Below are 22,620 nucleotides of genomic sequence, written 5' to 3'. Positions count from 1 at the left end.
CGTCCCTCCTTCGAGGGATCTTGCGGACGGCGTTCAGGGACCGCCCCGCCGAGCGCGCCGGCGCGCTCGGCGGCGGGCAGCGGGCGGCGGCACGCCAGTCACCGCACGGCGTACGGGACGCCCGTGAGCCCGCCGGCGCGTACGGCGGTCGACCGCGACGGGTGGCAACGGGGCCACCGGGGGACGGGAGCGGCCTTCCGGTGCCGGACAGCTCCGCCGTGGCCGGTGGTCATCCTGGACGGCCGGACGGGGGCGGCCGGGCCGTCCGGTGCGGTGCTCGGCCTGCCGGTGGCTCCGGCAGCGATCCGTCCTCGACGGCGTCGAGCACGGCCGGGCACGGCCTCGTCCGTCGATCCGCCCGTCCCTCTTCCCGTCGGCCCGCTCGCTGTTGGCACGAATCAGGAGCCCTGCCCCATGCCCGTATCCGATCAGTCCGCCCCGTCCCTTCCGTCGGACACGTCCGTCCGGCCCGGTCGGTCCGTTCCCTCTCCCCGCCACCCGACCCACTCCGTCGACCGCGCCTTCCTCAACCTGGAACGCCGTCGGCCCGACGTCCGTTGGGACGCCGGCGGCGTCGCGTACCTCAGCGGTCCGGCCCCGGCCCTGGCGGACCTCCGCGCGTACGTGGGCTTCCGGCTGGGCGAACTGCCCCTGCTCACCAGCCGGGTCGAGGGCGGACGGCGGCTCCGGTGGCAGCCGGACGCGGACTTCGCCGTGGACCGGCATGTGCACGAGGTGGTCGCCGACGGCCCCGACGGGTGGGACGCCGCCCTGCACACCGCGCTCAACGCCCCGTTCGCGCTTGGCGCGTTCTGGGGTGTCTGGCTGGTTCACGGCCACGCACCCGACGCGTACGCCGTGTGCTACCGCTTCCGTCACGCCTGCCAGGACGGTTCTGCCGCCGCCATGACCTTCCGCACGATGCTGGGCGGGGGCGAGCCCTCGGCCCGCCCGGTGCCGGGCGGGGGTCATGGGCCCGGGGTGCCGCGGCGCGTGGGCGCGGCCGTCGGGCTGGCCACGAGATTCGTCGCCGGATCGCTGGCGTTCCGCCGGTACCGTCCCGGCGCCGCGTTCGTCCCCTCGGGGGAGCAACGGCTCTGGCGGGGGCGCGTAGCGGTGGACACCCTCCGCCGGATCGGTGCGCCGCGCGGCGGCTCGGCCCACGACGTACATCTCGCCGCGCTCGCGGGGGCGTTGTCGGTCTGGTCGGACCGCTCCGGCGTACCGCTCCCACGGGTGACCGCCGTGCTGCCCGTCGACGCGCGCCGTACCGACGAGGACCAGACCTGGGGGAACCGATGCTTCGCCCTGCCGCTGGAGCTGCCCGTGCGGATCGCCTCGCGGCGCCCGGACGGGTCCCAGGACGGCGCGGCGTCCCTGCGGCGACTGGACGAGGTCATGAAGGCGACCCGGAAGCTGCGCGGCGAGGCGTGGCGGCAGGCCATTCAGGACCTGGTCCGCTTCATGCCGGGACGCCCCACCGACTGGTACATGCGAAGGATGCTCTCCCCGCGCGTCACCAACGTCATGGCCACCTCCATGCCGCTCGCCGACAAGGGGAGCCTGGGGGAGACGCAGGTGACGGGCACCGCCCTGCTGCCCCTGCTCGTACCCGGGCACCTCTTCGGGGTGGGGCTGTCGTTCTTCGGCGACTGGGCCGAGGTGTCCTTCGTCGCCGACCGCGCGCTTCCGTCGGGGGAACTGCTGCCGGAGCTCTGGGAGCAGGCCGTGGGGGAACTGGAGGAGAGCTCGGCGCCCGCCTGAGCTCGTGCCCGGCTCGGCGGGCCCTGTGACGGCGACGACCGGGCAGCGCCGGCCGCCGCAGCAGGCCGGCCCCCCCGCCGGGCAGCGTCAGGAGCGTGCCGCGTGCTCGGCGCCTGCCCGTCCGGAGTCGCCGTTTCCCCTGCGTGGCCCGCTCGTTGACCCTGTGCGGACCGGCCGAGCCGCCGAGCGGCAGGCCGGGCGAACCCGCCGACTGGAAGACGCCGACCGGAGGACGCGGAGCGGTTCCGCGGCCATCGGCAAGACCTGGCACGACGGAGCAGCGCGATGGACGTCAGAGATGTGCACCACTCCTACCGGCAGCACGCCGTTCTCCGGGGCGTCGACCTCCGGTTGCGCCCCGGCACCCTCGCCGGGATCGTCGGCGAGAACGGCGCCGGCAAGACGACTCTGCTGAAGGCCCTCGCCGGTGAACTCAGACCGGACCGGGGAACGGTGCACCACGCCGGCAGGTTCGGCTACTGCCCGCAGTCCGTGGTCCTGGACGATTCCTTCACCGTCCGCCAGCATCTCGACTTCTTCCGGAGCGCGTTCGGGCTCCCGGACCTGCGACGGGCCGAAGAAGTGATGGAGACCCTGGCCTTCACCGAGTACCTCGACCGGCGCGCCGGCCAGCTCAGCGGGGGCTCACGGCAGAAGCTGAACCTGACCCTGGCGCTCATGCACGATCCGGACGTGCTGCTGCTGGACGAGCCCTACCAAGGGTTCGACTGGGAGACGTATCTCCGTTTCTGGGAGCTGGCGACGAGTCTGCGCGACGCCGGACGCTCGGTGCTCGTCGTCTCGCATCTCGCGTACGACATCGACCGGCTGGACGTGCTGTGGCGGCTGGACGGCGGGCGCCTCACCCTTCAGGAACGGCGTGCGGGGGCGACGGCATGAGGCGGCACTGGTCCCTCTTCACCACGGCGTCCCGGTACGCGCTGATCGGGCATGCCCGCAACCGCTTCGCGATGCTGCTGGTGGTCGTGTACATCCCCGTGTGGATCGGGCTCGCCTATGTGACCATCCCCGACGAACGCGCGCCGTTCCGGCTGCGGGCCACGGGGGAGATCCTGTCCCCTCCGGGGAACCACCTCACCCAGATCACCGGTGCGCTCAACGCGGTCACCCTGATCGCGGGGTTCATGATGTTCGCCGCAACCTTCACGGGCGGGGCGTTCGACCGCCGCCTGGCCATGGCGGGATACCCGCGGTATCACCTCGTCCTCGCCAAGCTCTCCGCGCTCACGTTGGTCTGCGCCGCCGTCGCCGTGTACGCGACGGCCGCCGCCGGTTTCGCGTGGGCCCCCCGGCAGCCCTTCATGCTCGCCACCGCGCTGTTCTGCGCCGCCCTCACCTACGGCGCGTTCGGCGTGGTCCTCGGATCGGTGCTCCGTCGTGAGGTGGAGGGCATGTTCGCCATCCTGATGATCAGCATCCTCGACGTCGCCCTGCAGAACCCCCTCTCCAGCTCCGGATCGGACAGCGCCGTCGTGCACTTCCTGCCGACGTACGGAGCCGTGCAGGCGAGCATGTCCGCGGCCTTCTCCGACGCCTCGGTGCGCGAGGGCCTCGCGATCCAGGTCCTCTGGCTCACCGGCGCCGCGTCCGCCGGATTCCTGGTCTTCCGCCGTCGCACCCGCGACGCGCTGCCACGGGAACGGAAGCGCCGAGTCCCGGCTCCTGCCGGCCCCGCCGCGGCCGAGAGCGCCCAAGCGGCCCTGCCCGCAAGGGCCGTGACCAAGGGAAGCCGTTGATCGTTCTGTAGCCGCGGGTGCTGACGCGGTGCCCGGACCGACACGTTCCTCGTGCAAGGAGCACCACCCTCATGACCCTTTCGCGTACCGTCCGGCGCAGCGTTCTCACCGTCGCCCTCCTGTCTGCCTCCGCCCTGGCCGTCCCCTCTCCCGCACAGGCCGCCCCGCTGCCCCCGGCCTGTCAGGAGGCGCTGCTCGAGACCCTCGACAAGTTCCCCGTGGTCGACTTCACGGTCCCCGACAAGGTCCAGAACACGATGCTGGCCGAGGTCCTGGGGCTGAGCGAGGCCGACCAGGCGGTCCTCACCGAGACGGCGTGCGCGGCCTGGAACACCTGGGCGACCCGGAACGGCCAGGCGGTCGCGACGGACCTGGACACCCGCTACCGGAGCGCGACCGGGCCCGCGTGCAACAAGTTCGCCAAGTCCTCCATGGCCACGATCAAGAAGTACGCCCCGAACGTGCCCGCCGCGACGAGGGAGCTGGAGAAGCTGGCCAAGAAGGTCTGGAGGAACTCCATGGAGAAGCTGGCTGCGGAGGCCACGAACGCCGACTGCCGTACCGCCTACACCGGGGTGAAGGCCGGCTGGTAGCGAGACCGGGCGGCGAGGCGTCAAAGCGGCCCGCGCCCACGGGGCGACGTGTGGGCGCGGGCCGCCCGGTGCCGGGATGACGTCGGCGGCTCGGCCGTCCGCCACCTGGATGTGGCGTCCAGGGCGTGATGCTCGCCCCTGGTGAGGCAGATCCGGTCGCAGGGTCCTCCGGCGACGGTAAACTCCGGGCGTGAGAGCCGACGCCGTACGCAACGTGGAAGCGGTCCTGACGACCGGGGCGCGCATGCTGGCCGCCGATCCGGGCGCCAGCATCGCGAGCATCGCCGCCGAGGCCGGGGTGGACCGGCGCACGGTCTACCGTCGGTTCGCCTCCCGTGAGGACCTCCTCGCGGCCGTCTACGCCGCCCGGCTGGAGGCCATCGAGCGGGCCATCGAGGACGCGCGACTGCGTGAGGCCCCGGTAGCCGTGGCACTGCACCGGTACGTCGAGAACATCATCGGCGTGAACCGGACCTGGCCCGTGGACCTGGCCCGCATGCTCGCCGACGACGAGATCCGCGCCCGGAGGGACGCTTCGATCCGCGAAGTCGACGCCTTCCTCCGACGCGCCACCGACGAGGGCCTGCTCCGCCCCGACGCACCGGCGGGGTGGGCCGGCGCTCTGCTGCCCCAGCTCATGCATCTGGCGTCGCGTCAGTTGCCGGACCTGTCGGCCGCCCGGGCGGCCGACCTCGTCGTCGACACGCTGTTGCGGGGGCTGGGAAGGACCTGACGTACGGCGGATCCACCCGCCCTGGGGGCCGGGATCTGCGTCGGAGGGGCACCCCGCGCTGTTCTGCCCGCAGTTAACTTCGGCCCGAACGGGCTCGGCGATCACTAACGTCCCGTTCATGACGACGACAACGCGCACGGTCGAGTACCCGGCCGACGGCCTGACGATGATCGGGCACCTCGCACTCCCGGCCGGTGTGGACCGCCGGCCCGCGGTGCTGCTCGGGCCCGAGGGCACGGGGCTCAGCGACGTCGAGCGCCGCCGGGCCGAAGCTCTCGCCGAGCTGGGATACGTGGTGCTGGCCTTCGACCTCCACGGCGGGCGCTATCTGGGTGACCCCGAGGAGATGCTGGCCCGTTGCCTGCCGCTCCTCGCCGACCCCGACCGGATGCGGGGCATCGGCCACGCGGCACTCGACGTGCTGCGTGCCGAACCGCGGACCGATCCCGACCGGATCGCCGCCGTCGGCTACGGCACCGGGGGCGCCGTCGGGCTGGAACTCGGGCGCGACGGCGTCGACCTGCGCGCGATCGGGACGGTCAACGCGCTGACCACGGGCCGCCCCGGCGAGGCGGCGCGTATCCGCTGCCCGGTGTGGGCCGGTGTCGGGTCGGAGGACCCGATCATGTCGCCCGCACAACGGGACGCGTTCACCGCCGAGATGCAGGCCGCGGGCGTCGACTGGCGCCTCGCGGTCTACGGCGGCGCCCTGCACGCCTTCCACCACCCGCCGGTCGACCACCCCGTGGTCCCAGGCGTCGGCTACCACCCACGGCACGCACAACGAGCCTGGCAGGACGTCGTCGACCTGCTCTCCGAGTGCATGCCCATGACGGAGGATCCGGTCGGTCCGGGCTCGGTCACTCGCTGACCAGTGCTCATCGGTCGCCACGGCATGTTCCACGCGGTCATGTCCGGCGCGGAGCGCGCGTACACCCCGCGACCGTCGAGTGTCACGGGGTCCGGCCGAAGTGCACGAACAGGTCGTGTACGCCGCGCTCAGCACTCCGCGCAGCGCGAGAGTGTGGCACCAACTTAGCGAAGTGCTACATTGATGGGACACTTAACGATGCCTTGGAGGCGGGAGCGAATGATCACCTACGACCGGCTCTTCATTGCCGGTTCCTGGACGGACCCGAGCGACGGAGAGCTGCTGGAGATCCGCTCCCCGCACGACGGGACCGTCATCGGCCGCGCGGCGCAGGCCCTGCCCGCCGATGTGGACCGGGCGGTGGCAGCGGCGCGCGCGGCATTCGACGCAGGGGTGTGGCAAGGGACGGCGCCTGCTGAACGGATCGCCGTACTGCGTGAGTTCAACGCCCTGCGCGAAGCGGGCGCGGAGCGGATCGCCGCGCTGATCTCGGCGGAGAACGGATCCGCGAAGTGGTTCACGCTGGCCGGCCAGCCCGGCCTCACGCGGCAGGCGAACGCGTACCTGAAGGCGGCGGAGGAGTTCGGGTGGGAGGAGACCGTGGAGCCCTCCGACCCGGCTTCGCCGGTGCGCAGCGTGGTGCGCCGGGAGGCGGTGGGCGTGGTGGCCGCGGTGATTCCCTGGAACTCACCGTTCTCATCGGCGACGGCGAAGATCATCCCGGCCCTGCTGGCGGGAAACTCCGTGGTGCTGAAGGTCTCGCCGGAGAACTCGCTGAGCATGGGGCTGCTGGCCGAACTGCTGGAGCGGGCGGGTCTGCCGGAGGGCGTGATCAGCGTTCTGCCGGCGGACCGGGAGACCAGTGAATACCTGGTGTCGCACCCGGGAGTCGACAAGATCGCGTTCACCGGATCGACGCGGGCGGGACGCCGGATCGCCTCGATCGCGGGTGAACAGCTGAAGCGGGTCAGCCTGGAGCTGGGCGGCAAGTCGGCGGCGCTCGTCCTTCCGGACGCCGATGTGGCCGAGGCGGTTCAAGGGCTGAAGTTCAGCTCGCTGCTCAACAACGGCGAGTCCTGCATCGCCCAGACCCGCATCCTCGTCCCGCGCTCGCGTCATGACGAGATCGTGGGCGCACTGAAGGAGCTCGTGGAGTCCCTGAAGGTGGGTGACCCCGAGGAGCCGGACACCTTCATCGGCCCGATGATCCGCCGGGACCAGCAGCAGCGGGTGCGCGACTACATCGCGCTGGGCATCGAGGAAGGGGCCCGCCTGGTGACCGGAGGCCCACAGGTCCCCGAGGGCCTGGAAGCGGGCAACTACGTCACCCCGACCGTGTTCGCCGACGTCGACAATTCGATGCGGATCGCGCAGGAGGAGATCTTCGGCCCCGTCCTGGTCGTCATCGCGTACGACGACGAGGACGACGCCGTACGCATCGCCAACGACTCCGAGTACGGCCTCTCCGGCGGCGTGTGGTCCTCCGACGAGGCCCACGCCCTGGCCGTGGCGCGCCGGATCCGCACCGGGACCGTGACCGTCAACGGCGCCTCCGTCGGCTTCGACGGTCCGTTCGGTGGGTTCAAGGCCAGCGGCATCGGTCGCGAGTACGGGGCTGCCGGCCTCTCGCAGTACATCGAGTACAAGACCATCACCGTCTGAACGGCTCAGTGCGCCGCGAGCGCGCCTCGCCGAGCGGTCTCCTCGTTGCCGTGCCAGTCCAGTATGAGGACGGTCGCGTCGTCCTTGAGATTGCCCTTGCAGGCGTCCAGCACCGTGGTCGTCAGGGTGCGGACGGCCTCCCTGGGGTGCGAGGAGCCGGTCTCGCCCACGAGAGCGGCCAGGTCGACAGCCGCAGCCCCTCGTTCCTGCATCCCGTCGGTGAGCAGGACGAGGCGGTCGCCCGGGTGCAGCTGAAGCGTCTGGAGCTCGTGGGAGGTGGGCGCCGCGACGCCGAACGGCAGGTTGACGGCGAGCTTGACCTCCTCGGCCCGTGTGGCACCTTCCCGCAGGCGAAGCGGCCAGGGGTGCCCCGCGTTGACGAGTTCGCAGGTGCCCGTCTCGAGCTGGACGCACAGCAGTTGCCCGGTCGCCAGCCCACGGCTGTGGCTCAGCAGGGCCTCCTGGGCGCGATGGGCCTGGTGCAGCGCGTCGCAGCCGGCACGGCGGGCGCCGCGCAGCGCGCCCGTGACCAGTGTGGCCAGCAGGGCGGACTCGGTGTCATGGCCCATGGCATCGGTGATGGACAGGTGCAGAGTGTCCTGATCCAGGGTGTAGTCGTAGGTGTCGCCGCCGATGTCGTCGGCCGGGACAAGACCTGCGGCGAGGGTGAACTGGGGAGCCTCGCAGCAGGAAGCCGAAGGAAGCAGCTGATGCTGGATCTCTGCGGCCAGGCTGGTCCGGGTGGTGCGCCGGCCGGCGTGGTACAGGTCGGTGAAGCGGCGGTCCGTCACGATGATGTAGGCCAGTGCGTGGGCCGCTTCGCTGATCTGCCCGAGCACCGCCTCGTCGGCGTACTGCAGCGTCACCTCCAGCACACCGATGCAGTCGCCCCTGTTGCTCACCGGCGAGATCACGCGCTGTCCGCCCTGGCCGTCCGGCCCCACGTGCTGGCGCTGGCTGCGGAGCACCGAGTCGTAGACGCTGCCCCGCAGGCCGATCCGCTCCGGAACATCAGCCATGTCACCCTCGACGGGCGCCCTCAGCCGTAGCAGCCGCTCCCCCAACAGGTCGACGAACAGGAACGACACACTCTCCGCCCCGAAGCGCTTGCGCAGATCGTGCGCCACCACGCCGACGGACGCCCCGGGCGGGGCGGACTCCGCGGCGGCCAGAAGCTCGCCAAGTTCCAGATCTCTGCCATCCATGGCAACCTCCCATCGTCTGTCGCCCTTGTTCCCCGGGAATCGCCGACCTCACCTCGCGGCTCCTCGGCAGCCCTCGCCACCTCCGCCACGTCACAGGCGCTCAGGTGCGGGTCCGGGCGCCGGAGGGGCTCCCGTCCGGAGCGGGTGCAGGCACTGCGGCATTCCGGAGTGGGCTCAGTCGATCGTCTGATACACGGGCCGGTGGGCTGAGCGAAACGGAAGCCGTACAAGTACCCCTCGTATGCGATCAAGGGGGCGAATCCCAGCGCGGATGCCGTGGCGCTTTCTTTCGCCTCCGCCAGGACTTCGAAGTGGCACACTGATGCAAGGAACGGAACACGGGGGGACCGCTCATCCGCGGGCCCATGAGATATGTGCGGTGGAGAGGCGGTCTGCCACATGCGGTCACTGCTGGTGATGGACGATTCCGGAGGACCCGATTCCCTTGCGGACCTCAGAGATTGGCTCAGCGGCGAAGCAGAATTGCGCGGGCGGGTATTCGTGCAGCCGTGCGCGCCCGGCACGGGCGAACTGGGCGCCTGGAGCGACACACTCATCGTGGCGGTTGGCGCCGGGGGCGCTCTGACGGCTTTGGCCAGGTCGCTCGCGGTCTACTTTCGCCAGCCGCGCCGCAGCACCGTGCGGGTCAAAGTGGTCGCCCCCGACGGGACGCGTACGGAACTGACGGTCCAGCACGCGAAGAACCTCGACGCGGTCGAGACCTTGCTGCGCACGGCGCTGCATCCGGACCCGGACACGGGCAGAGGAGCGATCCCGGACGGATCCGCCCCCGCTCTCGGCGAGGCCTCCGAAACGGAGGGCTGAGGATGCTGCGCCCACCCGACCCGGCTCGTTCACGCGCCGTCCTGGTCGGCACGGCCGACTACTCCGAGGACGAACTACTGCCCGGAGTACCGGCAGTACGTAACAACGTCCGCGACCTCCAGAGACTGCTCACCGAAGGCCGGCCAGGGGCCTTCTCCGTGGATTCCACCCGTACCGTGTTCGACCCGGCCACGCCGAGGGATCTCGGGCTACCGCTGCTCGAGGCCGCACGCCAGGCCGAGGACGTCTTTCTCGTCTATTACGCGGGGCACGGGCTGATCGGTTACGAGCGGCGCGAGTTGTATCTCGGGCTGTCGAAGTCGGTCAGCGAGGCGCCGTCGTTCACGGCCTTTCCGTTCCAGGGAATCCGCGAGGCATTCCTGGCCACCCCGGCGCGCAACCGGGTTCTTATCCTCGACTGCTGTTTTTCCGGACGTGCCATCACCGGCGATCTGTCCGGAACTCACGTGCCGCTCATCGAACAGATGGAAATCACGGGTACGTACACGCTGACCTCGGCAGCCGCCAATGAGCCGGCCAGGTTCCAGGAGGGCGATCGGCACACCGCTTTCACCGGGGAGCTGTTGTTGACTCTGCGGGACGGCATCCCCGCCGCGTCCTCGCCCGAGGTCACACTGGGCGCATTGTTCCGGCACCTCAAGCGGGTGCTGCCGGCCAGGGGTCTGCCGGAACCCCAGCAATGCGGAACGGACACAGCGGAGTTCCTGGTCCTGGCCCGGCCCCGCTTGCGTGCCCGGGCCGTACCAGTCACCGATGCGGGCGGGCCTCCTGGTCCCCGCGAGGGGCTGCTGGCCCGCTGGGACCTCGGCCGCCGCCGAGGGGAGGAGGGGCAGACGGGTGAGGCCATTCGTCTTTTGAATGAAGTGGTGCCCGACCTCACCCGGGTGCTGGGGCCGGACGATCCGGCCACGCTCGTCGGGCGGATCAACCTCGCCTACTGGACCGGGCGTGAGGGGGACACCGACGAGGCCCTCAGGCTGTCCACCACCGTCGTCGGCGACATGACGCGCGTGCTTGGACCGCGCCATCGGGCCACACTCGTGGGGAAGAGCCAACTCGCTTACTGGACAGGTGAGTCAGGCAGGCATCACGAGGCTCTGAGCCTCACCGCTTCCGTCCTCATGGACCTTGTGCACGTATTGGGTCCTGATGACCGCGAGACACTCATCAGCCGTGCCCGGCACGCTCGTTGGACCGGGGAGGCCAGCGACCCGGCGGCAGCGGCGCGGCTGACCGGTGAACTCGTACCGGATCTGTCTCGCGTCCTGGGGGCGGAGGACCGCGAGACCTTCACCGGGCGTATGAACCTGGCGCAGTGGACAGGCCGAGCGGGTGGCAGCAAGCGGGCCGTGCGGCTGCTCACGGACTTGGTGCCGGACGTCTCCTGGGCTCTGGGACCCGATGACAGGAATGCTCTTCTCAGTCGCTCGCGACTGGCTCACTGGTCGGGCGCCGCAGGACGGCGGCGCCGGGCGCGGCTGCTGTTCGCCGCCGCGGTACCGGATCTCGAACGAGTGTTGGGCCCCGATGATCGCGAGACCCTGATCGCCCGCAGCCAGCTCGCTCACTGGACCGGAGAGACCGGGCAGCCCGCAGAAGCGGTTCGGATCTTCAGCCTGCTGGCGAGCGACATCGCTTGGGTCCTCGGCTCCGACGACAGAGCCACGCTGGTCACCAGGGCGCGGCTGGCCCACTGGACGGCGGTACAGGGCGAGGTGGGTGATGCCATCCGCCAGTTCCACGCTGTCCTGCCGGATCTGAACCGCGTTCTGGGGCCGGATGCTCCCGAATCCGTCGAGAACCGCTTTTTGCTGGCTTTCTGGCGGAAGAAGGCGGATCGGCGGCTCAAGAAGCAGATCTTCTACGGCACCGGGCCCTACGGAGGCTCGCCGTGAACCGACGGGAAAGGGATGGCGCATGGGACGGTGGGGAAAAGCGCCCCGGGGTCGGCTCTGCCTTGGAGCCGTCGGATCCTAGGCGTATCGGGCCCTACCAACTGCTCGGTCGCCTCGGTGCCGGCGGCATGGGCAAGGTCTATCTCGGCCGCTCGCGCACCGGGCACCTGGCCGCGGTGAAGGTGCTGCACGACGCGTTCGCACAGGACCCTGAGTTCCGTAGGCGGTTCGTGCGTGAATTGGCCGCAGTGTCGCGGGTCAGCGGCCGTTTCACCGCCGCTGTTCTGGCGTCGTCCGGCGATACGGACGAAGAGCGTCTGTGGATGGCGACCGAATACGTTCCAGGCCCGTCCCTGGACCAGGCCGTCTCCAAGTTCGGCCCGCTGGCCCTGCCGACCCTGCTGGCACTGTGGCTGGGGCTGCTCGGAGCACTGGAGTCGATCCATGCGGCGGGTGTCGTGCACCGCGACCTGAAACCGTCGAACGTACTGCTCGCGGAAGACGGCCCGCGGCTGATCGACTTCGGTATCTCGGTTCTCGCCGACTCGACCAGACTCACGAATACGGGAATGGTCATTGGAACCCCCGGGTACATGGCGCCGGAGGCGATCAGTGGCAACGAGTCCGTGCCCGCGAGCGATGTGTTCTCCCTGGCTTGCATGATGTCGTACGCCGCCACAGGCACCAGCCCGTTCAATGGCGGGAACGTCATGGGGGTGCTGTATCGGATCATCCATGACGAACCAGATCTCAGTCTTCTGCCGGACCGGATCGCGTCACTGATCCGTCCCTGTCTCGAGAAGGATCCACCGTCCCGGCCCTCGGTCCCCGAGCTGATCAATATGCTGCCGACGGCGGAGTCGGACGAGGTGTCCCGGCTACTGGCGCATGGCAAATGGCTGCCCGAGGCCATCCGTCGCCAGACGCGGGAACACGCCGGAAAAGTCTTCGAACGGGACGGCGCGCACGCGTCCCTGCCGGCGCCGCCATTGGGTAACCACGGCGATGACGAGTCCACCCTTCACACCGGGACATTCGATGAGGAACCGCAGTCGGATCCGGAGCCGAGATTGGACCGGACCGTCACTGTGCATGTCAAACGCCCTGAACGTGAGCCGGCCTCCGGGCCACCTTCGGCGCCCCCGGGGCGTGTTGCCGCACCTTCGGACAGCAACCCCCAGCCCCCGGGCCTCGGCGAAACCGGCGCACCCGCTGGTCCCCAGCCCGATCCGACGAACGAGACGTACTTGCGCACTCACTCGGTCCCCCTGCCTGCGGACCTGCCACCGCTGCCACGGATTCCGCGGCGCACCTGGCGCCTCTGGCTGCCAAATCGACGTGGGACGCGTTGACGATCGCGAAGCTCGCGACAACATCGGAACCGCGGCTGTCAGCGGTCCAGGAGAACGCGCGGCGATGGTGAGCCGACCAATGGGGAGTCTCCGTGGCGTCGGGCACATCGAGGTATCCGGACCCGCGACGGCCACCGCCGCGGGTCCGGGTCCGGGTCCGGGTCAGGCTGACGGGGCCCCGGTCCTGGCGGGGGTTGCCGGGACCTCGCCCTCGTCCAGGGCGATGTCCTTCGTCTCCTTGCCGATGAGGAGGGCGGTCAGAGTGAGGACAGCCATCACGGAGAGGTAGACACCGACCAGCCACGGTGAGCCGTCGCCGGCCTCCCAGAGGGCGACCGCGACGAACGGGGCGACGGCCGCGCCGAGGATGGAACTGACGTTGTAGGCGATGCCGGAGCCTGTGTAGCGGACGCTGGTCGGGAAGAGTTCCGGGAGCATCGCGCCCATCGGGCCGAACGTCGTGCCCATCAGAGTGAAGCCGAGGACCAGCCACAGAACCACACCGAGCGTGCCCAGGTTGATCAGCGGCACCCAGACCAGGCCGAAGACGATGATGCCGGCGGTGACCCAGGCGAGGGTCCTGCGGCGGCCGTACTTGTCCGCGAGCGGGCCGGAGATCAGGGTGAACGCGGCGAAGAACAGCACGCCGAAGATCATCATCAGGACGAACGTGGTGTAGCTGTAGCCGAGGCCCGGGACGTCCGCGTCTTCGGCCGTGCGGCCGTAGCTCAGCGAGAACGTCGTCATCAGATAGAAGAGGACGTACGTCGCCAGCATCGCGAAGCTGCCCAGGATCAGCTGCTTCCAGTGGTGACGGAAGACGGTGGCCAGCGGCAGTTTGCGGACCTTGCCTGTCTCCTGCGTCTTCGCGAAGACCTGCGACTCGACCAGACGCATGCGCACCCACAGCCCGATCGCGACCATGACGGCCGAGAACAGGAAGGGGATCCGCCACCCCCAGCTCTGGAAGGCGTCGGAGGGCTGCGAGGGGTCGGCGCCCGCTGCCGAGGGCAGCAGTGCGGCGATGATCAGGAACAGACCGTTGCCGATGATGAACCCGAGCGGGGCGCCCAGCTGGGGGAAGGTCCCCCACAGTGCGCGCTTCCCGGCAGGTGCGTTCTCGGTGGCGACCAGGGCCGCGCCGCTCCACTCACCGCCGAGCGCGAAGCCCTGGGCGAGTCGCATCAGCACCAGCAGCGCCGTGGCGACCCAGCCGGCTTGTGCGTACGTCGGCAGAACGCCGATCAGGAAGGTGGCGATGCCCATCGTGAGCAGCGAGGCCACCAGGGTGCCCTTGCGGCCGAGACGGTCGCCGAGGTGCCCGAAGACGATCGCACCGATGGGGCGGGCGACCATCGCCGCGCCGAACACCGCGAAGGAGGAGAGCAGGGCCGTGGTCGGGTCGCTGCTCGGGAAGAAGAGTTTCGGGAAGACCAGGACCGCGGCGGTCGCGTAGACGTAGAAGTCGTAGAACTCGATCGTCGTGCCGATGAGGCTGGCGATCAGGACGCGGGAGCGGGAGTTGACGGGCGCGGCGTCGGCCTGGGACTGCGACGGGGCCTGAGCGGGCCCGGTGGTGGGAACGTACATCTCTGGGCTTTCCCACGAGGGCGTAGTGCGGCCGTCGGCGTAGGGGGCGCCGGCGGTCCCGCACGGCGGTGCGGGTCCCCCTCGTGGCAAGGCCGCGCGACCCGTGCGGGCCCCGGAACGATCTCATGTATCTCACGGACCGGTTACGCGTTGTCCAGATTATGAGATATCGGAACCCGTTGCCGAGCGGCGCCGGCCCGCCGACCGTGCCCCCTCACCGCGCGCCCCGGGAGTCGGGAGACGGCGCCCGCGAGCGGCTATTACGGCTCACACGCGGGCCGCCTCCAGGCGGACGGCGAGGTCCAGGAGGTGGCGGTCGCTTCCGCGCGGGCCCACCAGACACAGGCCCACAGGGGCGGTGCGGCTGCGGACGGGGATGCTGACAGCGCAGCGGCCCGTGAGGCCGGCGAGGCAGGTGAGCTGGAAGGTCTGGGCCCTGGCCTGCTCGATGACGGGGCCGCCGAGTGCGGCCTCCTCACGGGTGGGAGCCACCGAGGACGCGGACGGCAGGATGAGGACCCGGTTGCCGAGCAGATCGTCGACACGGGCGCGTGCCTCGCGCAGGACCCGCTCGGCCGCCGCGAGATCGTCCGGGGTGTACTTCGACGCGGTCTCGAACCGGGACCTGACGTCCGGGTTGAGCGAGTCCCAGTGCCGCGAGACCCACGGCCCCCACTGGCGCCAGGCCTCCACGCCCTGCTTGGTCTGGAAGGCGCGCACCCAGCCGGGCAGGACACCGGCGTCGAACCGTACGCCCCGGATGCGCGGCAGCCCGGCGGCGCGCCAGCCGCCCACCGCCCGGCGCACGGAGGCGGCGACCTCCGGTGAGGCCACATCGATGATCTCCTGCGCGAGTACGGCACCCGACGGCGCCGGGCCGCCGTCGCGGGGCAGCAGAACCCGCCCCGCGGCGCGCAGTGCCCTGGCGTCACGCGTGATCCAGCCGACCGTGTCGAAGGACCGCGCGAGCGGCAGCAGCCCTTCGGTGGACACCGCGCCGTGGCTCGGGCGGATTCCGTACAGGCCCTGGTAGGAGGAGGGGATGCGGATCGAGCCTCCGGTGTCGGTGCCGAGACCGATGTCGGCCTGTCCCAGCGCTACCGCACTGGCGGGCCCGGAGGTCGAGCCGCCCGAAATGCGCTCCGGAGCGGCCGGGTTGGGCGGCGTACCGTAATGTCCGTTCGTGCCCGCCAGGCTGTACGCGAACTCATCGGTACGGGCGATTCCGGCGACGGCCGCGCCCGCCGCGAGCAACGCCGCCACGGCCGGAGCGGTGGTGGCTTCCGGGCGGCTCCCGGCCAGCCACTCAGGGTTGCCCGCGCCCACCCGATGACCCTCGACGGCGAACAGATCCTTGACGGCCACGGTCAGTCCGGCCAGCGGACCGAATCCCGTCGCGGGCACCAGCGGGTCGCCGAGCTCCCTCCACACCGTGGGATCGGGCTCCCCTGGTGTACGGGCGTCCGGTGCCGGCAACCTGTCGGCTCGTGCCGCCGCGAACGCCGGCTGTCCCGCGGAAGAGACCAGTGCCCCTGCCCCTGCCGCCGCCGCGAGTCCCAGAATCGACCGCCGGTTCGTCCACATCTGGCGCACCCCTCATCTCGTATGCCGGTGATGGACGCTAGGCGGGGTGTGTATCGGCGCGGTTTCACCGTCGTGGGTGACAGGTAAACGGCAGGCCGGACAGGAAAGGCAACCTGTCCCATCGGCGGAACCGGTATACGACACCGGCCTGCGCCCATGACCGGCCCTGGTGCGCCGGGAAGACACGAACGGGCGGGGAATCGGAGGAGGAATCGGGCGCGGCGACATCCGCACCAGCTTCCGGTCGAGGGCGGTCAGGCCGGGCGTCGCTCCGGAGGGCCGCCCGCGACCGTGAGCAGGTCGACGACGAAGATCAGCGTCGAGTTCGCCGGGATCGAGGCAGTGGGGGACTGCTTGCCGTAACCGAGGCGCGGAGGAACGATGATCTGGCGCCGGCCGCCGACCCTCATTCCCCTCACTCCACGGTCCCAGCCCTTGATGACCTTGCCGCCGCCCACGGCGAACTTGAACGGCCGGTCCCGCTCCCAGGAGGAGTCGAACTCCCTTCCGGACGCGAAGGTGACTCCTACGTAGTGAACCTGGACGACCCTGCCCGGCTGAGCCTCGGGCCCTTCCCCGACCACGATGTCCCGGATCGTCAGCTCGGTGGGCGCCTCACCCTCCGGAATCTCGATGCCGGGTTTCTCCAGTTCGCTCATCACGGTCCCATCGTTCGCCACCGGATTCCCCGCACGGGACGGCCGGACACACGGACATTCCATGCGGCAGGACGATCACGGTACGGGAACGAGCGAGCCGAGGGGCGTACCCGTGCCACGGGGTTGCTCTTCCGCCAGGGCGAGCCGGCACCGGAGGAGGCCGAAGAGGTCGCCCTGGGATCAGCGAGTGGCAGCCACACGGACGAACTGGAGCGGTGGAGCGAACTCACGCGCGCCCGACCAGCCGTTCGGCGGAGTTGGCGCGGTCTGCGGTGCGTGCGCGTGTGCCGGTGGGGCTACCCGGCCTTGCGTTCCCGGCGCGCGCGCTCGAACTCGTCGACATCCGCCATCCAGGGGCCGTGCTGGTCCAGTGCGGCGCAGCCACCGCGGACGAAGGCGCTCACCAGACTCCGGTAGCCGCGCATCCCGTCGACCAGGCTGTACTTGACCCGGTACTCCGGATCCGACCCGCCACCGCCCTCGCGTTCCGTCGTGATCCGGGCGGCGGAGTCCGCGTAGAAGTGGAGCTGGATCCCTTCACCCAGCGTCTCGTCCTCGATGGTGAACACTTCGTTGTCCGAGGCGGAGCGATCGCCGACGAACTCCCAGAAATCCGCTGTCGCAGTGCGAGGACTGCCGGGGAGCCACTTCCTTTCGACATCCTTGTCGTCGGTGAACGACAGGGGCGTCCTCCTCGTACCTCCGCCGGAGCCATCGGCTTCCTCGTCGTCCACGGGCGCTTTCCTGGAGCGGTCCGCGGCCTCCGAGCACATCAGGAAGCTCACGGTTCGCACCGCGTCATCGACGAGGCCGGGGTGTGCGCGGCGCACGGCCGCGTCGACGGTCGTGGCCATCCGGTCCCAGTCGCCCTTGTCCGTGGCACGCTTGCCCCGTCGCGGATCGCGGCCGATCCGCATGCCGGCGCACGCCTGCTCCGCGGTGGCGATCACACGTATGACCTCGGGCAGCAGCGCGGGCTCGACGGCAGCAGGCGTCCGCCTCGGAATCGTCGCGCCGTGCAGGTACTGGCCCGTGTACATCAGAAGCGCGGCGTCGAGCGGACCGAGTACCACTCCGCGTTCGGCGCGACGGCGGTCCGCGCCGTACTTCTGAGCGCGTTTCCCGTCGGACGCCTCCGTCGCCGTGCGCATCGCCGCGCAGACCTGACCGCGTTCGAGCAGATCGATGTCAGCCCCGTGGGCGATGAGCCGGCTCCTGTCCCACCGGATGCGCCGGAAGAGCGCGTCGACGTCGGCGGGCGCGGAGAGAAGGATCGGGTCCAGGAGCGCGGCGGCGGCGTTCTCGTCGAGACTGCCCCGGGTTCCGGCGGCGTCGCACAGTGGAAGGACCGCACTCCACAGCAGGAGGTGTCTGCCCAGGTCCTCCTGGATCACCGCAAGATGGGCATCCCCGATCGGGAAAGTGAACGTGCGAGGCTCATGGTTGGCGTCGGCACCGGCGCCGAGCATCAGCCTCAACTCACCGTCCTCGAGGATCACGTTCGGGATCCAGCCGCTCCTGCGCGTGAAAACGATGTCTCTCATGGCCTCAGTCTTCCCCATCGGATGAGACCAGGGCCGACCGGCAACGTCGAAGGGCCACCGCTCGTACGGTGGCCGACTGGAGGGGAGTCGGGCCTGGTCACCCCTCCAGTGCCGTCGAATGCGCCGCGCGCACTCCGGCCCCGGTCAAGGCCCGCGTCCGTGACGGGACGACGCGTGGGCCTCCCCGCCAAGGGCCCGGCCCGGAGACAGGCCTGGCCCCGGGCGGAGATCGGCGCGACCGGCAGGCTCAGCCGTCCCTGCGGACTTCCAGGTGGCACCGGCACACCCTCTTGTCCGCAGGTGTGCCTCCGAACCGGGCTCCGCGGCTCGCACGCCACGCAGGCGTCGCGAACGGTCCGTGTCTCACACGGCCCAGGGCATCGGCGGGACGGGGGCGAACGTGGTCTCGGGGTGAGCGACCACGCCCTCCGTCGCGTTCGCCATGGTCAGGGTCAGTTCCAGCACGTGCAGGGCGTGATCCGTCGGCAGGTGCGACTTGTCCTTTCCGGCCACAGCCGCCGCGAAGTCCGCCACGCCCCGGGCGAAGTCGTAGTTGTGGTGATCGCCCAGGCCCGCGAGGCGCCCGGTGTCCCGGACGAGGGGAAGCCCGACGGGGTCGCCCTCCGGCTCGTAGGTCACGGACACGGGTGATCCGAAGTGCCCGCCGTCCGCCACTTCCAGGACACCTTCATCGCCGATGATGCGCAACGACTGGTTATTGGGCGCGGAAATGCCCGTGGTCACCCGGCCCACCACGCCGTCGGCGAACGTCATGCAGGCTACGGAGAAGTCGGGAGCCAGTTCGGACTCGTCCGCCACGAGATGGCCCTTGGGCACGATCGAGCCGGCGAACGCGGTGAGCTGGGTGGCCGGCCCGAAGAATGCCGTGAGCCAGGTCAGGTAATAGCCGGCGTGCTCGATGGTGCAGCCGGTGACGAGTTCGTCGTGATAAGGCCACGGTGCGCCCGATGAGCTCACCCACGACTGGAAGGGCAACCGCAGGAGCGGGCCGGCGTCGAGTTCGGCGTAGGCCAGGCGCGGTGTGCCGATGGTGCCGCGCCGTATGGCCTGCCAAACGGTCTGAGCCGTTTCGCTGAGCAGGTTGCAGGGCGCCGATCCAAGCTCCAGACCGCGTGCTTTCGCGAGCTCCACCAGGCTCTTCGCCTCACCGAGGTCCAGCGCGAAAGGCTTTTCCGAATAGACGTGCTTACCCGCCATCAGGGCTGCTCGGGTCACGGCGGCGTGGCTGGTCGGATTGGTCACGTTGACCACGATCTCCACTGCCGGATCATTCAGTAACGCGTCGAGGGACTCATACCCCTTGAACCCGTGATAATCCGCGAATGCCTGCTGCCGCTCGGGGACCCGATCGTACACACCTATGATTTCGAGCAGAGGATGGTTGGGTGCTGTGATGGCGTAGAAGTCGGCCGCGTATCCGCAGCCGACTATGGCGATTCGCACTGATATCTCCTGTATCTGCCTGCTGCCCGATCTGCGGTTCGGTGCGTTCCGAGTCGGCAGTGGGGTGAGCTCTCCGAAATCTGTCTGCTCATTGCCACGCATCAGAAGGGGTGAATGGTGGCCAGGTGGTCGTCGAAGCGTTTCGATGCTAAGGAGCGAACTCGTGCGGCGTCAAGGTCTTTGCGATCTGTTTCCATGTGTAGCGCAATGGTGTCTTCGACGCATTTAAGATGTCGCTGACTGATATGTGACGGCACCTGGCCCGTTCGGCGCATGATCGCCGGGAGGGCGATATTTCTCCCTGAATGGCATCGCTGCCGTCGTGACCAGCCAGTATCTCGTTGCGCCCGGCGGCTACGGCCGTCGGTGCGGCCGGCTCCACCCTGCCACCGCGGTGGCCACTCGCCTTGAGGGCGAGGGCGGCTCGTGCACTGCGTAAACGGAATGTGCCGTTGACGCCGACCTCCGGCTGCCTTGGAGTCGCCCTGTTTTCGAAGCGATTCGATTCAGGTCTGCCGGAATTTTTTTCTCTGCTCAGTTTCATGCGGAACGGGTTGCGTGTACGGGAAGCGGAGTGGAATTGTCCGGGCCGAAACGGCGAGTGGTGGGATCGGCCGACAACCCTCGATCGGTCGGGCTCAGCAGCCACCCGAAAGGGCCGACCCGCGTTCGGGCGGCGTCGCCTGGCCCCACGTCCGCCTCGTCCGCCTCGCGGGCCATCGATGGTCCGCCGTGGTAACCGCCCGGTCGGCATGCGGGGGCCGGAAGCCGCTCCGACCCGTGTTCAGCCCTCGGCCCGGCACTCCCCGGTCCGGGGGCTTCCGCCGGGAGCTCTCCTCGGCAGCGCGGGTTCGATCAGGGCCAGCGTGAGCGCCGCGGCCGCAAGCACCGCGCCCACGAGGGCGACGCTGCGCACATCGGCGGTCTCGACGAGTACGCCGCCGATCAGTGCCCCGGAGGCGATGCCCAGATTGAAAGCGGCCGAGTTCCCCGCCGATGCCACATCGGTGCTCCCGGGGGCCACCTGCATGATCCGGTTCTGGGTGGCGATGGGGACGCACGCACAGGCGAAGCCCGCGAGGCTGACGCAGGCGATGACCGCGCCCTTGTCCTCTCCGAATGCGTAGAGCCCTCCCAGCGCACCGACCAGCACGGCACTCGGCGCGGTGAAGGCCAGTCGCGGGTACCGGTCCGATGCCGCACCCGCCGCGAGGCCGCCCAGCACTCCCGCGGCTCCGTAGACGAGCAGCATCGGCGTGATCGACCGAGCGGCGAAACCGCTCACCTCGTCCAGAAACGCGACGAGATAGGTGTACGTGGTGAACACGCCGGCCACCATCAAGGCGTTCGCGGAGACCACCAGGGCGTACACCCGGCGGTCGGGATCGGTACCCCTGGAGGCGTGATTGTGCTCGGGATCGGTGTCCGGGAGCCGAAGGATCACCACGACGAGAGCAAGGGCGGTAAGTCCGCTCAACGCCATGAACGCGATCCGCCAGCCCGAGCTCTGACCGATCCAGGTGGCAGCCGGAACGCCCAGGACGCCGCCCAGCGAGGCCCCCGAGAACGTCAGCGCGAGGATTCGCCCCCGCACTGCGGGCTGGAAGAGGCCGGCGACGGTGGGAGCGACCACAGCCCAGAAGACCGCCTGGCTCAGAGAGGTGAGCAGCCGGGCGAGGAGCAGTACCCAGTACGACGGCGCTGCGGCGGAGATCCACGTCGCCACCAGGAAGATCCCGAGGATTCGGATGAGGAGAATCCGCCGGGGGATGCCGAGTGTCAGCTTTGCCGCCGGAACGGATACCACGGCGACCGTGAGGCCGTAGCAGGTGACGAGTAGACCGACCGACGAGACGGATGTGTTCAGGTCGCCGGCGATCAATGAGAGAAGGCCGATGGGAAGGTTCTCGGTAGTCACGAAGGAGAACGCGGCCACCGCCATGGAAGCGACGATTCCGGCGGCGGCCAGCGGAGTTATTTCTCCGACGGGGCTGAGTAATTTACCGCTCCTGCGGACGGAGTGATGCATTTCTTCCGGACGGGACACGCAATTCGCCCTCCTTAAATATCGTGCACCGTACACAGTGCCTCACTCCGACGTCAAGATCGCATGATTGGGTGCTTTCTTCGAAAGTTTCGATGTGCGGCCCGTCGGGATTTTGTCCGACTTGTGCACCACGGTGAGGTAATTGGGGGGATGTGTGTGACTTTTCCGGCGACCATCGTCCGTCATCGGTGTCCATCGCATATGCCCACGGCCTGATCGACCGTGACGACACCCTTGCGCCGGCGATCACGGTGACGTAACTTTCTGCGCTGCACTCGAACGGTTCGGACCATCGTTCAGCTGCCCGGAAAGGGGTAAGCGCGTGGCAACGAACAGGGTGAACGAGACATTGATTTCGGTGGTAATGCCCACCTATAACCGCGCGGAATTCTTACGCATGGGGCTACTCGGACTGTCCCGCCAGAGCATTTCGAATGAGCTGTTCGAGGTCATCGTCGCGGATGACGGTTCATCCGACGGAACGGCCGAGGTCGTCGCGTCGTTCGCGGACAGCCTGCGCCTCACGTACTACTTCCAGGAGGACAAGGGATTCCGGGTGGCAAAGGCCCGGAACGAGGGTGCGCGGCTGGCCCGGACGAGATACCCATGGTGCTGATGGACTCCGACTGCGCTCCCGTACGCAGGACCGCAGGCTCCCCGCCCCCCTGACCGCAGTCCTCGTCGACGTGGTGATGACCGCGCTGGAAACCGTCAAGGAGACCTGGTGACCCCCGACAGGACCGACGAGGAACCTCGGCCGAGCAGCGCGGTGGCGGAATGGACCTGGGAGGCGGAAGAGGCCGACAGGCCGATCCGCTGCCGCTCCCTAGTCGAGTCGTCGGGCCGCGCGTTCGGCCGGGAGTAACTGCGCACTCTGGGGCTGGAGGGCATCCAGTTCGGATCATGGGGCGAGAGATCCACAGTGTGCCTGAACACCGACCGGGTAGGGCTGGCTTCCTTCGACACCGCCACCGAGCCCGGACGCTTGTACCGCGTCGACGACGAGTGCTATTTCATCGGTCTGGATGTGCGAGACCCTCTGCCGTTGGCCGAC

General features: G+C 69.6%; 19 protein-coding genes. 12 read left to right on the top strand and 7 right to left on the bottom strand.

Annotated features, from left to right (window positions below):
• The first annotated feature begins 414 nt into the window (after positions 1 to 414).
• From AMK10_RS32750 to AMK10_RS32720, 7 genes are all read left to right on the top strand, one after another.
• Positions 415 to 1,764 (top strand): WS/DGAT domain-containing protein, encoded by a 1,350-nt coding sequence (locus tag AMK10_RS32750; protein WP_073752670.1) that lies wholly within the window; start codon positions 415 to 417, stop codon positions 1,762 to 1,764.
• Positions 1,765 to 2,049: 285 nt separating this feature from the next.
• On the top strand, positions 2,050 to 2,664 hold the full coding sequence (locus AMK10_RS32745) for an ABC transporter ATP-binding protein (RefSeq protein WP_073752669.1): 615 nt from the start codon (positions 2,050 to 2,052) through the stop codon (positions 2,662 to 2,664).
• The gene (locus AMK10_RS32740) at positions 2,661 to 3,521 is read left to right on the top strand and encodes a hypothetical protein (protein WP_073752668.1); all 861 of its coding nucleotides are present in this window, start codon (positions 2,661 to 2,663) and stop codon (positions 3,519 to 3,521) included. The genes AMK10_RS32745 and AMK10_RS32740 overlap by 4 nt, the downstream gene beginning before the upstream one ends.
• 71 nt (positions 3,522 to 3,592) lie before the next feature.
• A complete protein-coding gene (locus tag AMK10_RS32735; protein WP_073752667.1) occupies positions 3,593 to 4,114 on the top strand; it encodes a hypothetical protein in 522 nt (173 codons plus the stop codon).
• 244 nt (positions 4,115 to 4,358) lie between these two features.
• Positions 4,359 to 4,847, top strand: a complete 489-nt coding sequence (locus AMK10_RS32730; protein WP_073752954.1) for a TetR/AcrR family transcriptional regulator — start codon at positions 4,359 to 4,361, stop codon at positions 4,845 to 4,847.
• A gap of 118 nt (positions 4,848 to 4,965) precedes the next feature.
• Complete coding sequence (locus AMK10_RS32725; protein WP_073752665.1) at positions 4,966 to 5,718, top strand: dienelactone hydrolase family protein; 753 nt, start codon at positions 4,966 to 4,968, stop codon at positions 5,716 to 5,718.
• Between the two features lie 219 nt (positions 5,719 to 5,937).
• Complete coding sequence (locus AMK10_RS32720; RefSeq protein ID WP_073752663.1) at positions 5,938 to 7,380, top strand: aldehyde dehydrogenase; 1,443 nt, start codon at positions 5,938 to 5,940, stop codon at positions 7,378 to 7,380.
• 5 nt (positions 7,381 to 7,385) lie between these two features.
• Here the strand turns inward: AMK10_RS32720 and AMK10_RS32715 are convergent, their stop codons facing one another.
• Positions 7,386 to 8,585 (bottom strand): PP2C family protein-serine/threonine phosphatase, encoded by a 1,200-nt coding sequence (locus AMK10_RS32715; RefSeq protein WP_073752661.1) that lies wholly within the window; start codon positions 8,583 to 8,585, stop codon positions 7,386 to 7,388.
• Positions 8,586 to 8,984: 399 nt separating this feature from the next.
• Here AMK10_RS32715 and AMK10_RS37550 point away from each other — a divergent pair, with 399 nt between their 5' ends.
• From AMK10_RS37550 to AMK10_RS32700, 3 genes are read left to right on the top strand one after another with little or no spacing between them, the layout of a single operon-like run.
• Complete coding sequence (locus tag AMK10_RS37550) at positions 8,985 to 9,410, top strand: effector-associated constant component EACC1 (protein ID WP_073752659.1); 426 nt, start codon at positions 8,985 to 8,987, stop codon at positions 9,408 to 9,410.
• Positions 9,411 to 9,412: 2 nt separating this feature from the next.
• A complete protein-coding gene (locus tag AMK10_RS32705) occupies positions 9,413 to 11,326 on the top strand; it encodes a caspase, EACC1-associated type (RefSeq protein ID WP_073752657.1) in 1,914 nt (637 codons plus the stop codon).
• Positions 11,323 to 12,678 (top strand): serine/threonine-protein kinase, encoded by a 1,356-nt coding sequence (locus AMK10_RS32700; RefSeq protein WP_274535364.1) that lies wholly within the window; start codon positions 11,323 to 11,325, stop codon positions 12,676 to 12,678. The genes AMK10_RS32705 and AMK10_RS32700 overlap by 4 nt, the downstream gene beginning before the upstream one ends.
• A 162-nt stretch (positions 12,679 to 12,840) precedes the next feature.
• Here the strand turns inward: AMK10_RS32700 and AMK10_RS32695 are convergent, their stop codons facing one another.
• The 6 genes from AMK10_RS32695 to AMK10_RS32670 form a co-directional block, all read right to left on the bottom strand.
• Positions 12,841 to 14,268, bottom strand: coding sequence for an MFS transporter (locus tag AMK10_RS32695; RefSeq protein ID WP_073752653.1), 1,428 nt, complete (start codon positions 14,266 to 14,268; stop codon positions 12,841 to 12,843).
• Between the two features lie 267 nt (positions 14,269 to 14,535).
• Positions 14,536 to 15,699: an amidase family protein gene (locus tag AMK10_RS32690; protein ID WP_198959848.1), complete on the bottom strand. Its 1,164-nt coding sequence runs from the start codon at positions 15,697 to 15,699 to the stop codon at positions 14,536 to 14,538.
• Positions 15,700 to 16,106: 407 nt separating this feature from the next.
• Positions 16,107 to 16,511 (bottom strand): FKBP-type peptidyl-prolyl cis-trans isomerase, encoded by a 405-nt coding sequence (locus tag AMK10_RS32685; protein WP_073752650.1) that lies wholly within the window; start codon positions 16,509 to 16,511, stop codon positions 16,107 to 16,109.
• 296 nt (positions 16,512 to 16,807) lie between these two features.
• Positions 16,808 to 18,055, bottom strand: a complete 1,248-nt coding sequence (locus AMK10_RS32680) for a DUF6357 family protein (protein WP_073752647.1) — start codon at positions 18,053 to 18,055, stop codon at positions 16,808 to 16,810.
• 363 nt (positions 18,056 to 18,418) lie between these two features.
• Positions 18,419 to 19,519, bottom strand: a complete 1,101-nt coding sequence (locus tag AMK10_RS32675) for a Gfo/Idh/MocA family protein (protein ID WP_073752645.1) — start codon at positions 19,517 to 19,519, stop codon at positions 18,419 to 18,421.
• Positions 19,520 to 20,303: 784 nt separating this feature from the next.
• Positions 20,304 to 21,566: an MFS transporter gene (locus tag AMK10_RS32670; RefSeq protein WP_241839745.1), complete on the bottom strand. Its 1,263-nt coding sequence runs from the start codon at positions 21,564 to 21,566 to the stop codon at positions 20,304 to 20,306.
• Between the two features lie 322 nt (positions 21,567 to 21,888).
• Here AMK10_RS32670 and AMK10_RS32665 point away from each other — a divergent pair, with 322 nt between their 5' ends.
• Both AMK10_RS32665 and AMK10_RS37545 read left to right on the top strand, forming a co-directional pair.
• Complete coding sequence (locus tag AMK10_RS32665) at positions 21,889 to 22,182, top strand: glycosyltransferase (RefSeq protein ID WP_143195001.1); 294 nt, start codon at positions 21,889 to 21,891, stop codon at positions 22,180 to 22,182.
• Positions 22,183 to 22,290: 108 nt separating this feature from the next.
• Positions 22,291 to 22,431, top strand: coding sequence for a hypothetical protein (locus tag AMK10_RS37545; RefSeq protein WP_158070917.1), 141 nt, complete (start codon positions 22,291 to 22,293; stop codon positions 22,429 to 22,431).
• Positions 22,432 to 22,620 lie beyond the last annotated feature (189 nt).

Source organism: Streptomyces sp. CB02058 (assembly GCF_001905505.1).
GTDB lineage: Bacteria > Actinomycetota > Actinomycetes > Streptomycetales > Streptomycetaceae > Streptomyces.
This window is presented reverse-complemented; position numbering and strand designations above follow the sequence as displayed.

Bases quoted from the DNA above. Each gene is read 5' to 3' on its own strand.
- AMK10_RS32750 (WP_073752670.1), top strand. From the start codon at position 415: ATGCCCGTATCCGATCAGTCCGCCCCGTCCCTTCCGTCGGACACGTCC.
- AMK10_RS32745 (WP_073752669.1), top strand. From the start codon at position 2,050: ATGGACGTCAGAGATGTGCACCACTCCTACCGGCAGCACGCCGTTCTC.
- AMK10_RS32740 (WP_073752668.1), top strand. From the start codon at position 2,661: ATGAGGCGGCACTGGTCCCTCTTCACCACGGCGTCCCGGTACGCGCTG.
- AMK10_RS32735 (WP_073752667.1), top strand. From the start codon at position 3,593: ATGACCCTTTCGCGTACCGTCCGGCGCAGCGTTCTCACCGTCGCCCTC.
- AMK10_RS32730 (WP_073752954.1), top strand. From the start codon at position 4,359: ATGCTGGCCGCCGATCCGGGCGCCAGCATCGCGAGCATCGCCGCCGAG.
- AMK10_RS32725 (WP_073752665.1), top strand. From the start codon at position 4,966: ATGACGACGACAACGCGCACGGTCGAGTACCCGGCCGACGGCCTGACG.
- AMK10_RS32720 (WP_073752663.1), top strand. From the start codon at position 5,938: ATGATCACCTACGACCGGCTCTTCATTGCCGGTTCCTGGACGGACCCG.
- AMK10_RS32715 (WP_073752661.1), bottom strand. From the start codon at position 8,585: ATGGATGGCAGAGATCTGGAACTTGGCGAGCTTCTGGCCGCCGCGGAG.
- AMK10_RS37550 (WP_073752659.1), top strand. From the start codon at position 8,985: ATGCGGTCACTGCTGGTGATGGACGATTCCGGAGGACCCGATTCCCTT.
- AMK10_RS32705 (WP_073752657.1), top strand. From the start codon at position 9,413: ATGCTGCGCCCACCCGACCCGGCTCGTTCACGCGCCGTCCTGGTCGGC.
- AMK10_RS32695 (WP_073752653.1), bottom strand. From the start codon at position 14,268: ATGTACGTTCCCACCACCGGGCCCGCTCAGGCCCCGTCGCAGTCCCAG.
- AMK10_RS32685 (WP_073752650.1), bottom strand. From the start codon at position 16,511: ATGAGCGAACTGGAGAAACCCGGCATCGAGATTCCGGAGGGTGAGGCG.
- AMK10_RS32680 (WP_073752647.1), bottom strand. From the start codon at position 18,055: ATGAGAGACATCGTTTTCACGCGCAGGAGCGGCTGGATCCCGAACGTG.